This window comes from Bradyrhizobium sp. CCGUVB1N3 (assembly GCF_024199925.1).
Lineage (GTDB): Bacteria > Pseudomonadota > Alphaproteobacteria > Rhizobiales > Xanthobacteraceae > Bradyrhizobium.
This window is the reverse complement of record NZ_JANADR010000001.1, coordinates 4,578,095-4,591,516: the sequence shown is the minus strand read 5'-3', so window position 1 is coordinate 4,591,516 and position 13,422 is coordinate 4,578,095. Positions and strand designations below refer to the sequence as shown.

8 protein-coding genes are annotated in these 13,422 nt (G+C 65.1%); 3 read left to right on the top strand and 5 right to left on the bottom strand.

Features of this window, described 5'->3' with window-relative positions; all coding sequences use genetic code 11:
* The first annotated feature begins 388 nt into the window (after window positions 1–388).
* The gene (locus tag NLM33_RS21965) at window positions 389–4,492 is read left to right on the top strand and encodes a GAF domain-containing protein (RefSeq protein ID WP_254098625.1); all 4,104 of its coding nucleotides are present in this window, start codon (window positions 389–391) and stop codon (window positions 4,490–4,492) included.
* Here the strand turns inward: NLM33_RS21965 and NLM33_RS21960 are convergent.
* The 4 genes from NLM33_RS21960 to NLM33_RS21945 form a co-directional block, all read right to left on the bottom strand.
* Window positions 4,466–4,807, bottom strand: coding sequence for a hypothetical protein (locus NLM33_RS21960; protein ID WP_254098623.1), 342 nt, complete (start codon window positions 4,805–4,807; stop codon window positions 4,466–4,468). The two genes, NLM33_RS21965 and NLM33_RS21960, sit on opposite strands and share 27 nt — an antisense overlap.
* A gap of 272 nt (window positions 4,808–5,079) precedes the next feature.
* Window positions 5,080–5,886 (bottom strand): WecB/TagA/CpsF family glycosyltransferase, encoded by an 807-nt coding sequence (locus tag NLM33_RS21955; protein ID WP_254098621.1) that lies wholly within the window; start codon window positions 5,884–5,886, stop codon window positions 5,080–5,082.
* Window positions 5,879–8,164 (bottom strand): exopolysaccharide transport family protein, encoded by a 2,286-nt coding sequence (locus tag NLM33_RS21950; RefSeq protein ID WP_254098619.1) that lies wholly within the window; start codon window positions 8,162–8,164, stop codon window positions 5,879–5,881. The genes NLM33_RS21955 and NLM33_RS21950 overlap by 8 nt, the downstream gene beginning before the upstream one ends.
* A gap of 318 nt (window positions 8,165–8,482) precedes the next feature.
* Window positions 8,483–9,289 carry a bifunctional 2-polyprenyl-6-hydroxyphenol methylase/3-demethylubiquinol 3-O-methyltransferase UbiG gene (locus NLM33_RS21945; protein ID WP_254098617.1) on the bottom strand — a complete coding sequence of 269 codons (807 nt, stop codon included), beginning with the start codon at window positions 9,287–9,289 and terminating at the stop codon, window positions 8,483–8,485.
* 417 nt (window positions 9,290–9,706) lie between these two features.
* Between NLM33_RS21945 and NLM33_RS21940 the strand changes: the two genes are divergently transcribed.
* Window positions 9,707–10,735 carry a glycosyltransferase family 2 protein gene (locus tag NLM33_RS21940; protein ID WP_254105852.1) on the top strand — a complete coding sequence of 343 codons (1,029 nt, stop codon included), beginning with the start codon at window positions 9,707–9,709 and terminating at the stop codon, window positions 10,733–10,735.
* Window positions 10,736–10,738: 3 nt separating this feature from the next.
* On the opposite strand, the gene NLM33_RS21935 is transcribed toward NLM33_RS21940, so the two are convergent.
* The gene (locus NLM33_RS21935; RefSeq protein WP_371929976.1) at window positions 10,739–11,728 is read right to left on the bottom strand and encodes a glycosyltransferase; all 990 of its coding nucleotides are present in this window, start codon (window positions 11,726–11,728) and stop codon (window positions 10,739–10,741) included.
* Between the two features lie 242 nt (window positions 11,729–11,970).
* Between NLM33_RS21935 and NLM33_RS21930 the strand changes: the two genes are divergently transcribed.
* A complete protein-coding gene (locus NLM33_RS21930; RefSeq protein ID WP_254098615.1) occupies window positions 11,971–13,317 on the top strand; it encodes an O-antigen ligase in 1,347 nt (448 codons plus the stop codon).
* The last annotated feature ends 105 nt before the right edge of the window (window positions 13,318–13,422 follow it).

Genomic DNA, 13,422 nt, shown 5'->3' with positions numbered 1-13,422 from the left:
CTCCACGATTGCGAAAAGTGGTGGGCACGGCGCAAGAGCGCCTTCGCAAGCTTATTGCTGCCGTTTTGATTGGACACTTGCACCGGTCCATCTCCTCACCCCGAGGAGGTCGCGGAGCAGTCGTCTCGAAGGGCGACAAAGCGCAGGCGCGATATCAATCTCCCGTAAACCAAATCAGGGCTGCAAATCCGTAAAGGAGTCGTACGAGGATGCCGCCCGCCGGCGTGAGAGGCCGCGTCCACCGTAGTTTTGCGCACAGTTTTGCACCGTTCGTTCGCAGCTCGTTCACTTTGATTGCGGGTTTGCAAGGAGCAATAACGACCACTTAGGCGGTCGTCGCGGATAAAGTCCTGGGAAAAAACGGCAGGAATGCCCGGGAGTTGAGACCTTGCAGACGACCCTCGCGCGCACATTTGCAGCGTTGAGTGCCATCAACGAAGCCATCCTGTATGCGAAATCGCCGGACGAGCTGTACCAGAAGGTCTGCGACGCCGGGTTTTCGAGCGGGGATTTTTTTGCGGTCTCGGTGTTCCTGGTCGAGCCGGACGGCCAGCGGCTGCGCTTTGCGGCCGGCTGCGGCGACGACGTCCCCCGGCTGCGGTCGATCAACATCACCGTCGAGGAGGGAACGCCGGAAGGATCAGGCGTCGGCGGCGTGGCGTTTCGCGAGCAGCGGCTGTGCATCAGCAACGACTTTCTCAACGATCCGCGTTCGCTGGCGTGGCGCGAGGGCGCCATCAAGGCCGGCGTCGGTGCGGCCGCGGCGCTGCCGCTGATCTGCAACGGCAAGAGCGTCGGCGTACTGTTCGCCACGCGCACCGAGGCCGGATCGCTCGACGAGCAGATGGTCTCGCTGTTCACGCGCATGTCGTCCAACATCTCTTATGCGCTCGAGAATCTCGAGCGTGAAACGGCACGCCTCAATGGCGAAAAGGCGATGCGGCGGCTGAACCGCATGTTCAGCGCCATCAGCGCGACCAATGAAGCCATCCTGCGCGCCAAGACCGAGCTCGAGCTGTACCAGCTCGTCTGCGACGCCTCCGTGCACAGCGCCAAGTCGATTGCGACCATCGTCCTGCTCCGCGAGCAGGGTTCACACTGGTTGAAGCCGGTGGCCGGAACGGGCGAGAATCTCGAGCTGGTCACCCAGGCGCGCTATTCGATCGATCCGGAGAACCCGTTCGGCCGCGGCATTTCCGGCCAGGTGTTCCGGACGCAGGAACCGATCGTCGAGGACGATCTCTCCAGCCGCACCAAGGGAACGCCCTGGGAGCAGGTCACCGTCGATACCGGCGTCGCGGCTTGCGTGGCCGCGCCGCTGATCAAGTGTGGCGACAGCGTCGGCGTGCTGCTGTTCTTCATCAGTCGGTCCTGGGCGAAGGACCAGGAGATCGTCGGCCTGCTGCTGCGCATGGCGGAGAACGTCTCCTTCGCCCTCGACAACTTCGCGCGCGACGAGGACAAGGCACGGATCGCTGCCGAGGAGGAGCGGCTGGCGCGGATGTATGCCGCGCTCGGCGCCACCAATGAGGCGATTCTGCGCGCGCGATCGCGTGCCGAACTGTTCGATCTGGTCTGCGAGGCCACGGTACAAGGTGCAAAATTCGCCTCGACCACGATCTTTCTGGCCGATCTTGACGCCGAACTGCTCCGTGTCGTGTCGAGCTATGGGCCGCATGCGGAAGATTTACGCAACCAGAGGTTCGCCCTCACCGACGCAGTGCCGGAGGGACGAGGGTTGACCGGAACCGCCTTCCGGACCCGCCAGACCTATATCAGCAACGACATCCTTGCCGACGAGCGCATCAAGCCGTGGCACGAAAGCGCGCGTCGCGCCGGCATACATTCTTCAGCGGCCTTGCCGCTGTTCAACGGCGGTCGGGTCGAAGGTGTCTTCCTCTTCAATGCCGTGGAGCGCGACACGTTTACTCCGGAGTTCGTCGAGTTGCTCCGGCGGTTGCAGGCGAACGTCGCATTTGCGCTGGAGAACTTCGACCGCGCGGAGGAGAAGGCTCGGGCCGACAGGCAGCGCGACAGGCTGAGCGGCATGTTCGAGGCGCTGTGCGCGACCAATGAAGCCATCATGCGCGCCAAGACGCGCGAGGAGCTGTTCGAGGTGGCCTGCCAGGCCGCCGTTCTCGGCGGGATGTTCGCCTCGACCACCATCGGCCTCATGGATCCGAAGGGCGAATTCGTTCGCGTCGTCGCGGCCAAGGGCCGCAAACACGAGCGGATGCTCGGTCGCACCTGCGTCGTCTCCGCCGATCATCCCGAAGGCAGCGGCCTGATCGGCGCGTCGATACGGACCCGCCGGCCCTGCGTGATGAACGATTATCTGAACGATCCGCGCTCCGAGCATTGGCGCACCAAGGCGAACGAGGACGGCACCCGTGCGGCGGCGAGCTTCCCGTTGCTGCGCGCAGGTCGCGAGCCGATCGGCATCCTGCTGTTCCTCGCGCCCGAGGAAAATACCTTCACGCCCGACCTCGTCGAGTTGCTGGAGCGCCTCGCGGAAAACGTCTCCTTCGCGCTCGACAATTTCGACCGCGCCGAAGAGAAGGCTCGTACCGAGGATCAGAAGGAGCGCCTGACGCTGATGTTCGCGGCGCTGAGCGCGACCAACGAGGCGATCATGCGGGCGAAGTCCCGTGCCGAATTGTACGAGCTGGTCTGCCAAGCGGCGGTGCTCGGCGGCAAGTTCACCTCGACCACCATCGCGCTCGCCAGTGCCGACAGCGACCAGCTCGAGATTGTCGCTACTGCCGGTCCGTCCTCGGAGACGACACGGAACGTCAGGCTGTCCATCGACGCTGCGCGCCCCGAAGGTCGTGGCATGAGCGGAACGGCGTTCCGCACCCGGCAACCCTGCATCAGTAACGACTATCTGAACGACAACCGGGTCGCCGCGTTCCATGCCATCGTTCGCAGCGACCGGGCACGGTCGGGCGCCGCATTCCCGTTGATTGCGCACGATCAGGCCGTCGGCGTCATGATTTACATGTCGACCGAGCAAGCTGCCTTCACCGGCGAGTTCGTCGAGCTGCTCCAGCGCCTCGCCGACAACGTCTCCTTCGCGATGGAGAATTTCGACCGTGCCGACGAGAAGAACAAGGCCGACGAGCGCATCGAATATCTCGCGTCCCATGACAGCCTGACCAACCTGCCGAACCGCGAAATGTTCAACGGACTCTTGCGCGCGGCGATCGATACGGCGCAGCGCCACGAACACCGGTTTGCCCTGCTGTTCATCGACCTCGACCGGTTCAAGGTCATCAACGATTCGCTCGGCCATGAGGCGGGCGACCTGCTCCTGCTCGAAGTCGCTGATCGGCTGCGCAGCGCGCTGCGGACGAGCGACGTGATGGCGCGGCTCGGCGGCGACGAGTTCGTGGTCATCCTCGACCAGTGCGGCGAGATCGACGACGTCCAGCGCATCGCAACGGGGCTTCTGACGGCCCTCGCGCAGCCGATGGAGCTTGCCGGTCACGAGTGTCACACCACGGCCTCGATCGGCATCGCGATGTATCCGGCCAACGGCGCCGACGCGCAGACGCTGACCAAGAATGCCGACATGGCGATGTATCTCGCCAAGGAGGACGGCAAGAACGGCTACCGTTTCTTCTCCAACGAGGTGAAGACGCAGTCGATCGAGCGGCTGTCGCTGGAAAGCGCGCTGCGCCGGGCGCTGGAGCGCGAGCAGTTCGCGCTGAACTACCAGCCCAAGGTGGACATGGCGACCGGCCAGATCACCGGCGTCGAGGCGCTGCTCCGCTGGACGCATCCCGAGCTCGGCAGCATATCGCCTGCGCAGTTCATTCCGCTCGCCGAGGAGACCGGCCTGATCGTTCCGATCGGCCGTTGGGTGTTGAAGGAGGCCTGCGCGCAGGCCATGGCCTGGCAGCGCCGCGGCCTCTTGCCGCTATCGATGGCGGTCAATTTGTCGCCGCGGCAGTTCGCCGACGAGCACCTGTTGCAGGATGTCGACGAGGCGCTCGCGGCGAGCGGCATGTCGCCGGTGCTGCTCCAGCTCGAAGTCACCGAAAGCATGATGATGCGCAACGTCGGTCGCGCGTTGAAGGTGCTCGACGCCATCCAGAGCCGCGGCATTCGCCTCGCCATCGACGACTTCGGCACCGGCTATTCGTCGATGTCGCTGATGAAGCATTTCCCGATCGACACCATCAAGATCGACCGCTCGTTCGTGCGCGACCTGCCGCATGACAGCGAGGACCAGGCGATCGCGCAGGCGATCATCAGCATGGGCAAGGCGCTCGGCATGACGGTGGTCGCCGAGGGCGTCGAGAATGTCGAACAGGAGACGTTCCTGCGTACCCATGGCTGCGACGAGATGCAGGGCTACCTGATTGCCAGGCCGCTGCCGGCGCGGCAGATGGCCGAGCTGCTGCGACCCACGGCGCCGCCACTCCAGCCCGAGCAGGACGCAGGCAGCGAGGCGGAGACCGCATCACGGCTGAAACGCGCTGTCGTCTGACGGTAGCGGGTGCAACTCGCGAATTGCGGGATCATCGCCCTCCGATTTGCTCGGAAAATCCTGCGGTCCCGTCAGCGACGTCTGCTCGACGAACAGTGCGAGGATCGTGCGTGCGCCTTCAGCGAAGCTCGCGCTTTCGGTCAAGCCAAGCGCGCAACACCACGTACCGCTCATCGGCTCGTGATCGTCGAACACCGCCATGGCGGGCCCCCACCACCACGCCGGCGCCGGCGAGCGCTCGTTCTCGGGCACGGCGTGCCAGCGGGCGAACTCGTCCATCACGCGCTCGAACTCCAGGCGTTGAGCCTGATGCATTGCTTCGGTGCTCCCTGTCCCGCGCCTGAAAACAAGCCGATCAGTTAAGGACTCGGTGACGGCCTTGACGCGGTGAGAAAATCCGCTCGCGCAAATCCTGGCGAGCCATTCAGGCCGACCTCATCGTCGGCCGCACGGGTAACAGGCGACTGGGGCTTTTGCCGGCGCCGACCGCGTTGGTGTGTTCTAGCCGCCAAGGCTACCGCCCGGCAAGGCATGGGGTCTACGGATGCCTAACGTGAGTTTAGCAGAAGCCTCGCCGTGCCGCCACGCTAGCGATTGAACGGCCGCTTGCGGCTGAACAAGAGATAGAGCGCGCGGGGATTGGTGGTCAGATAGCGCCACAACAGGCGCCGCGGCTCGAGCAGGGTGCGCCAGGCCCATTCCAGCCCGATCGTCTGCATCCATCTCGGCGCGCGGCTCCGGCTGCCGGACAGGAAATTGAACAGGCCGCCGGCGGTCTTGATGACGCCGACATTGGCGAGATGTGGCGTGTACTCCTCGACGAAGGCCTGCTCGAAGGGCACGCCGAGCGCGACCCAGAGATAATCGGGCGCGAGCGCGTTGATCTCGTTGACCTTGGCCCGCAACGCGTCGCCGCGCAGATAGCCATGGCTGTGTCCGACGATCTTCAGGTTCGGGTACATCTTCTGAACCCGGGCCACGGCAGCAGCGTTCTCGGCTTCGCTGGCGCCGAGCATGTAGAACGTCCGGCCGGCGGCTTCGGCCTTGCGGGCAACGACATGGAAGAGGTCGGTGGTCGCGACACGTTCCGGCAGCGGGAACCATGATTGCAGCTTGGAGGCCGCGACCAGCGGCTGGCCGTCGGCATTGATCAGGTCGGCAGCGCGGAACAGACGCTCGGTTTGCGGCTCGGTCGAGCAGCGCGCCAGCACTTCACCATTGGCGGAGGTCAGATAAAGCGGCCGGCCGATGCGATGACGTGGGTCGGTCGCCTCGATCATGAAGTCGGCGGTCGCTTCCAGGTCGAGCGCTGCCATGCGAAGACCACCGACGGTGGTCCGTGGGACCTCGGCAGTCGCGGCACGTCCGACCAGATTGACGCGGCGCTCAAGCATATTGTTTGCCTCGCTGGCGCGATTGGGTCGCGGGATTGAGCTCGTTGAGGATGACGCCGACGAGCTTGCGCTCGGCACCGCCGAGCGCGGTGAGGATGTCTTCCATGGCTTCGTTGATGTCGAGGTGGGTGGGCAGCACGGCCACCAGCGCGTCGGCTGCGTCCAGCAGCTTGCGGTCGGCGGCGGTGAGCGGCATCGCCGGGCCGTCGAGAATCACGAGATCGGTGCCGCCCGCGGAACGCGCCTGCGTCACCGCCTTGCGGATGGCCTCGGTGGCCTTGCCGGCATCGCCGTCGGTGACGGGCAGCACCGAAATGCCGTTCGCGGTCTTGATCTCGCGAGAGGCCTTGTTGCCGATCGAGAGCCAGCCGAAGCGGCCCGGCTCGCTCCTGCCGGGGCGGTTGATCTTGCTGGAGAGCTGGTGGGCCTGGTGGTCGGTGTCGATCATCAGCAAGCGCGTGCCGTCGCGCGCGGCGGCGAGCGCGAAGTTCAACGCGGCGATGCTGCGGCCGTCCGTGGCACCGGCGCCGACGATCGCAATCACCGGCATGGCTTTGCCTGCCGCATGCCGCGTCGCCGCGGCGCGCATATCGCGCATCGCGTTGATCAGCGTCGTCAGCGGGAATCCGGGACGGAGCGTCGGCCAGCCCAGCCGGGTGAGGTCGACTGTATTGTCGACGGCGAGGATGGCGCCGAGCGTACGCATGACGTCGGCCTCCTGGAGGCGTGCGATCAGCGGCTTTTCGACCAGCGTCAGCGGCGGCGCCTGTGGCGCCGCGGCATCGTCGACCGATGCCTTGGGAGCCTCCGGGGTGGCCGTGCGCTCGCGGCGCGACGGCTCCGGCTCCATTGCGCCGGCGGACAATTGCCTGACGGCGACGAACCAGCCGGCGGCGGCGAGTGAACCGAACAAGAAGCCGATCATGGCGAACAGGCTCATCGCCGGCGGGAACGAGCGCCGCTGCGGCACGGTGGCCTCGCCGATCACGCGCGCCGCCGACGTGTTCAGGCTTTCCTGCTCCTCCGTCTCGCGCGAGCGCTTCAGGAAGGATTGATAGACGTCGCGGCTGGCCTCCGCCTCGCGCTCGAGCTCGCGCAGGCGCACCGCGGCCTGGCTGAGCTGCACGCTCTGGCGCTTCTGCGTCTCCAGCGCGCGGTTGAGCGATGCCTCATAATCCCGAGCGCGCGTCAGGTCGTTCTTGGCGGCCTGGGCGAAGCGGTCAATCTCCTCGTTGATGGTGCGCTTGAGATCCTCGACCTGCTTCTCGGTCTGGCGCAACGCCGGATGCCGCGGCCCGAGCTCGGCGGTCTGCTCCGCGTATTTCTTGCGCGCATCGGCATATTGCGCGCGCAAATTCGCGATGGTTGGAGATTGCAGGGCTTCCGGAATGGCGCCGGCATCGGTCGCGGTGCGCCGGCTCGCCTCGATCTGGTCGTAGCGCGCCTGCGCGTCCAGCGTCGCGGCGCGTGCCGCGGCAAGCCGCTGGTTGCTGGCCGAAAGCTGCTGGTCGCTGATCAGCGTGTCCTGAGTGCCGACGAAATTGTTCTGCGCCTTGTAGGTCGCAAGCGTGGTCTCGGCCGTACGCAGCCGCTCGCGCAGTTCCTTCAGCCGGCCGGACAGGTCGTTGGTGGCGCGCCGCGCCGCCAAAGCCTGCGAGTTGCGTGACTCGGCGAGATAGACGTTGGTCAGCGTGTTGGCGAGCATCGCCGCCTTCGCCGGATCGGTCGACCAGACCTCGACGTCGACGATGAAGCTCTTCTCGGTCTTGCGAATCGTGATGCGCCGGTTCAGCGCTTCCAGGGCGCCAAGCTGAACTTCCCTGTTGTCGGCAGCCGAGGGAGCGCGGCCCTGGAGACCGATCAGGCCAAGCAGCGACGACATCAGGCTCCTGCCGTCGCCGCCGCCGAACTCGGGATCCTTCCCGAGATTGGCCTGCTGGATGACTTGGAGGAGGACGCTGTTGGAGGTGATCAGGCGCGCCTGGCTCTCCACCACCATGGACATGCCGGAAACGTCTTGCGCGCGCGGCGTCAGCTCGCGATCGACGAGTTGCAGCTCGCGCGGATCGACATAGAGCTGAGCGGTTGCGGTGTAGCGCGGCGTCAGGCTCTTGCCGACGGCGACCGCAAGGCTCGCGCCGATCAGGCCGGCGGCCGCGATCGCGGCCTTGCGCTGCCAGAGCAGATGGACGAGCTCGAGCACGTTGAAGCCGGCCGACGGCGCGGGCTGCCTGACCTCTCGCTTCGATCGCTCTATCGGCTGGTCATAGTCAAGCATGATCCCCAGCTTTCACTCCAACTGCCGCAGGCTGAGGGGTTACTCTTCGGGTTACGCGCTGCGCCCCTGATATAGGCGCTGAACAAACGCACCAGGGAAAATTAACCATACTCATTGAGGGACTATTCACCGAAATGGCAAACAAAGCGTTTAAGCGCATGCGAGCGCGCGGCGCGTCGTTGTGACGCTTCAACCGCCGCAGTTCCCCAGGGATTAACGGTTCGTTACCGCGCACGAGAGTCAGCGCGCACGCGTCCGACGGCGCGTCGCGGGCAGGGCCCGCATGTCGGAATTCCGGGTGCGCCGCCGCCATGGTTGTCAGCGTTTCCGCAGGATGACGTGGTAGTCGCCCCGTCGCATGTCGGTGCCGCGCGGCAGCATGAAATTCAGCGCCGCGGCGCCGGCATCGACGAGAGCGGCGAACAGCGGCTTGCGCTTGCGCATCTCGGGATAGCGCGGGCTCTCGACCTCGCGGCGGTAGATCGTTTCGAGGCCGTGCGCGGCGGCAAACGCCTCGAGATTTGAAAGCGTCACCAGCGGATGGAAGAAGGTCGGGAACGGCGGCTCGCCCGGCTCGCCGGCGTTCTTGATGCCGCGGACCTGGCGGTAGAACCAGACGTGGAACCAGTGCGGCGAATATTTGGTGACGACGCCGGACAGCGAGCGCGGATTGGGCGCGCCGATCAGGATCATTCCACCGCGCCTCAACGCCTCGCAGAAATTCTTCAGCGCGGCCTCGACGTCGGGCAGATGCTCGATCACGTTGTAGCAGATGACGAGATCGACACTCTCCGGCTTGAAGCGGTAGGTCTGGACGTCGCCGAGGATCGCTTCCTGGGCGTAGTCGTTGTTGCGGATCTGGTCTTCGTCGATGTCGACGACGGTGACGTGGCTGCGGTTGAGGATTTCCAGCGGCAGGAAGCTGCTGGAGCCGCCGCCGGCCTCGTAGATTGCGAGCTCGCCCGGCGGCAGCTCGCGCCGCAGGACGTCGTGAACGGCGAGCAGGCTGTCGCGCGCTTCGCCCGAGACGAGGTCAAGCAGTGCCTGGGTGTGTGCCGGCGGAGTGATGGCGTTCGCATCAATGCGGGTCGCAGTCGCGAAATCGATCGTGGCTTGTTTATTCATGTTCTTCAATCGCGCGGGTTCGTTTCAAATTACAGGGAATCTCTCGCACGCTCGAAGAGCAAATTCGATGCCGCCGGGCCGCCAATGGTTGCGGTGCTTACGGTTGGGTTAATGCGAAGGCCCGTTAACTACGGCATCGTCCGCATTTGCCTGCGGCTGCGTGTTGGATCGGAAATTGCAGAGCACTTCGACGCAAATTCGCAAGGTAAAGCGCGTGAAAGCGGTGATGACGACTGGCTTGCAGGGGAGGCTGGATTCAGCGGCTTGCGCAGCCGTACCGCGCGTGATGGCGTCCTCTGGCATGAGGCAACGTCCCGCGGGACGGCGCCATATTGGGACATCTTTGGTTCGCAGCAAGCTTGCTGTGCCGTCCTGGAGCAGGGCTTTTTCAACACATCTGGGCCATTCAACGATATCATGACGCTGATCCCGACCGACCTGTCCATGAGCCGCATCACCGATGCCGTGCGCGACCCCAACCGGGAGATCGCCGCGAGTTCGCACGTGCTCGACCTGTCGGTCGGAATCGTCGTCTGCATTCCCTGCTTTCGCCGGCCGCAGCATCTGCGGCTGACGCTGGAGTCGCTGGCGAGCCAGCGCACCCCGCGCTCCTTCGCGGTGGTCATGGTGGAGAACGACGCCGCGCGGCGCGAGAGCGCGCCGGTCGCCGCCGAGTACCTCTCTGCCGGAAAACTTCAGGGCGTCTGCCTGGTCGAGAAGCGGCAGGGCAATTGTCAGGCGATCAACGCTGCGTTCGAGACCGCCCAGGCGTTGTTTCCCGCAGCTACCCGTTTCCTGATGATCGACGACGACGAGATCGCCTCGCCCGACTGGCTCGAGCTGATGGTGCGTACCGCGGAAGCGACCGGCGCGGACGTGGTCGGCGGTCCGGTGCTGCCGATTTTCGACGACGACAGCAAACCCTGGCTCGCGCGCCATCCTGCCTTCTGTCCGGCCTATGATTACAGCGGCGCCGTGCCGCAGATCTATGGCTGCGGCAACTGCCTGATCACGCGTTCGGTATTCGACCGGCTCGGCAGTCCGGCCTTCGATCTCCGGTTCAATTTCCTCGGCGGCGGCGATTGCGATTTCTTCGTGCGATGCCGGAACGCCGGCATGACGTTCCACTGGACCGCGGAAGCCGTGATCACCGAGACGGTGCCGCATAGCCGCACGAGCCTGGGGTGGATCGCAAAACGTGGCCTGCGCATCGGAGCGATCAACTATCGGGTGCAGTCGAAGGCGGCAAGGACTGCGGCGGCGCGCGCGCGCGTCTTCGCAACGATGCTGGCAAGATTGCCGCTGTCGCTGGTCCGCGCGGCGCGTTTGTCGTTCAGGAGCAAAGCCGTCGTCGCGATGCATCCCGTGATGGTCGCGTTCGGCAGCGCGCTCGCCGCCTTCGGCATCGAGCAGCGGCCATATGAGGCCTCGAAGATCGTCTCCTGAAGCTTAGATACCGAAGCTGGCGAGAACGAGCTTCGCGAGGGATCGCGGCAGTGCCGTGAGCGACCGCTGCCCGACCATGCGCATATAGCTCAGCGCGTCGCCATAGCGGCCGAAGCGGACTGCCTGGGTTGCCGCATACGTGATGAGATGGATCTCGGCGGCCTGCCGCAGGGCGGGCCGGCTCTCCGGCGCAAGCCTGCCGAGGATCAGCTCGTCGGCAAAGACGCGCTCCACCGCCGGAAAGAAGTCGCGCGGCGAGCGCACGGCTGCATTCATCGTGTTCGCGGTGTGGAGGCGATAGTCGAGGAGCAGCGCGGGCACGAACCGGAATTCGCCGATCGCGGCCAGGCGGCACCAGCAATGCCAGTCTTCGCACAAGCTCAGTCGCTCGTCGAAACCGCCGGCCGTCAGGAACGCGTCAGTGCGCACGAGCATGATGCCGCCATTGACGATGAAGTTGCCGCGCGCGAGTCGCGCGAGCACATCGCCAGACGGCTTCTTGCGTCCTTGCAGGAGGCCACGGCGGCCGATGGGCCGTCCGTCACTGTCGATCAGATCGTAGTCGCCATAGACGAGAACGGCGGCGGGCGTGGCCTTCGTAGCCGCGACCAGCATGGCCACCGCGCCGGAGCGCAGACGATCATCGGCGTCGAGGAACAGCAGCCATTCTCCGCGCGCCTTGCGCGCGCCGAGATTTCGCGCCGCCGAGACGCCCGTGAGCTCGTTCGCGATCAGGTGCAGCCGGCTGTCGCCGATGGACCGGACGATCGCCACGGTTTCGTCGCTCGAGCCGTCGTCGATGACGATGACTTCTCCGACATCTGCGCCTTGCGCGAGCGCGCTGTCGATGGTCTCGCGGATATAGGCGGCAGCGTTCTTGGCGGGAATGATGATGGAGACGAAGCTGGCCGAACGCGCAGTCCGATGAGCGCGCTCCTCGGCGGACGACGGCTCGCCCAGCGGGGGATCAAGGATGGCGCCGGCAGTGGTCAATTGACGCCTCGTCGTCGGGAGCTGCGTTTTAATGGTTCGTTAACCAGGCCGCATATCCGGCCCGGAGTCGCATGATGGCGGCTTGGGTCGCCTCCGATGATAGCCAGATATGGGTCAAAGCTTTGCAGCAAAGGCGGCTCGAGGCCGGCTTTCGCATATTAGCGTTAAACACCCGATCGGCGGCGGGTTCGGCAAGCCTGCTGGTTGACGAAAGGTTAGCACGGGTCGGCTAAGGGTGACCGATGGATCGCAGTGCCGCTGACATGACTGGCGTGGGGGCCCGGCCGCTCGGTCAGGCTTTGGGGGGCCTGCTCACTGGGCTGAACGCGCTTCAGGCCCTGCGCTGCCTGGTCATGATCGCAGCGCTGCTCCTGGTCCTTGTGACCCTGGGGCCGTTCCCGGACCTGCGCGATGCTGGCCTTGCCAGTGCGGCCTCGGGACGGCTGGCGCTGTACTATATCTCCTTTGCCTCGCTGGCCGCGGTGGCGCTGTTGCTCGCGATTTCCGGCGATGCGCCGTCGCTTCGCACATTGCTGACGCCGCTCCATCTCTGCTTTGCAGGCTGGATGCTGATCAACGTCGCGTTCTCCGAGAACCGCGATCTGTCGCTGCAGCGGCTGGTGCTGACGGCGAGCGCGACCACGCTCGCCGTCCTGCTCCCGCTGCTGCCGCCGACGCCGAGGAGCTTCAACCAGTGCCTCGGCGGGGCGGCCCTCGTGCTGCTCGCCCTGTGCTATCTCGGCGTTCTGCTGGCGCCGCAGCTCGCGATGCATACGGCCGCCGACTTCGCGGAGCCGCATCTTGCCGGCGACTGGCGCGGAAGTTTCGGGCACAAGAACGTCGCATCGCCCGTGATGTCCATTTTGGTCTATCTCGGCATCTATCTTGCCGGGGTGGGGTCGCTCGTCATGGGGCCAGTGATCGGCGTTCTTGCCGGCATCTTCCTGATCTTCACCGGCGGCAAAACCTCGTCGGCCCTCTGCCTCGTCATCTATCTCCTGGCATCGATGGTCTATGTCACCCGCAGCCTCTGGCTGAAGCGGGTGATCTGCTTTGCGCCGCTCATCGTGATGAATCTGCTGACGATCGGCAGCGTCGCGAGCCCCACGCTTGCGGCTGTCACCAGGCAGCTTCCGGTCGATCCGACCTTTACCGGCCGCAGCGACATCTGGGAGTTCGCGCTGACGGCGGTGGCGGAAAAGCCCATCCTGGGCCATGGCTACGCGGCATTCTGGGACGATGTCAGCCAGCGCGAGACCGCCAAGGGTGCCGAGTGGGCCGTGACCGCTGCGCACAGTCATAATAGTTACCTCGATCTCGCGGTCACCATCGGCTTGCCCGGCCTTCTGCTCTGCATCTTCATCTTTGTCATCGCACCGCTCAGGAATTTTCAGGTGGTGCAGGACGAGAGCCGCAGCCGTCCCCTGGCAAAACTGTTCCTCACGATCTGGCTGTTCGGTCTGTACTATGGGACGACTGAAACCTTCCTGTTCGATCGCATCAATCCGACCTGGTTCATGTTTGCGCTCGCGGTGGCCGGCCTGCATTTTCTCGCCAGGTTCCAATGCGTGGACAGGCCGGAGTCCTGAGCCGACGACAGCTCGTCGCAGACGGCGAGGTTCCGCACGTCTCAGATCGGGACACAGGCGATCCTGCGCCGGCGCGCAACGGTATCGGCTTAACGATAAGCAGCG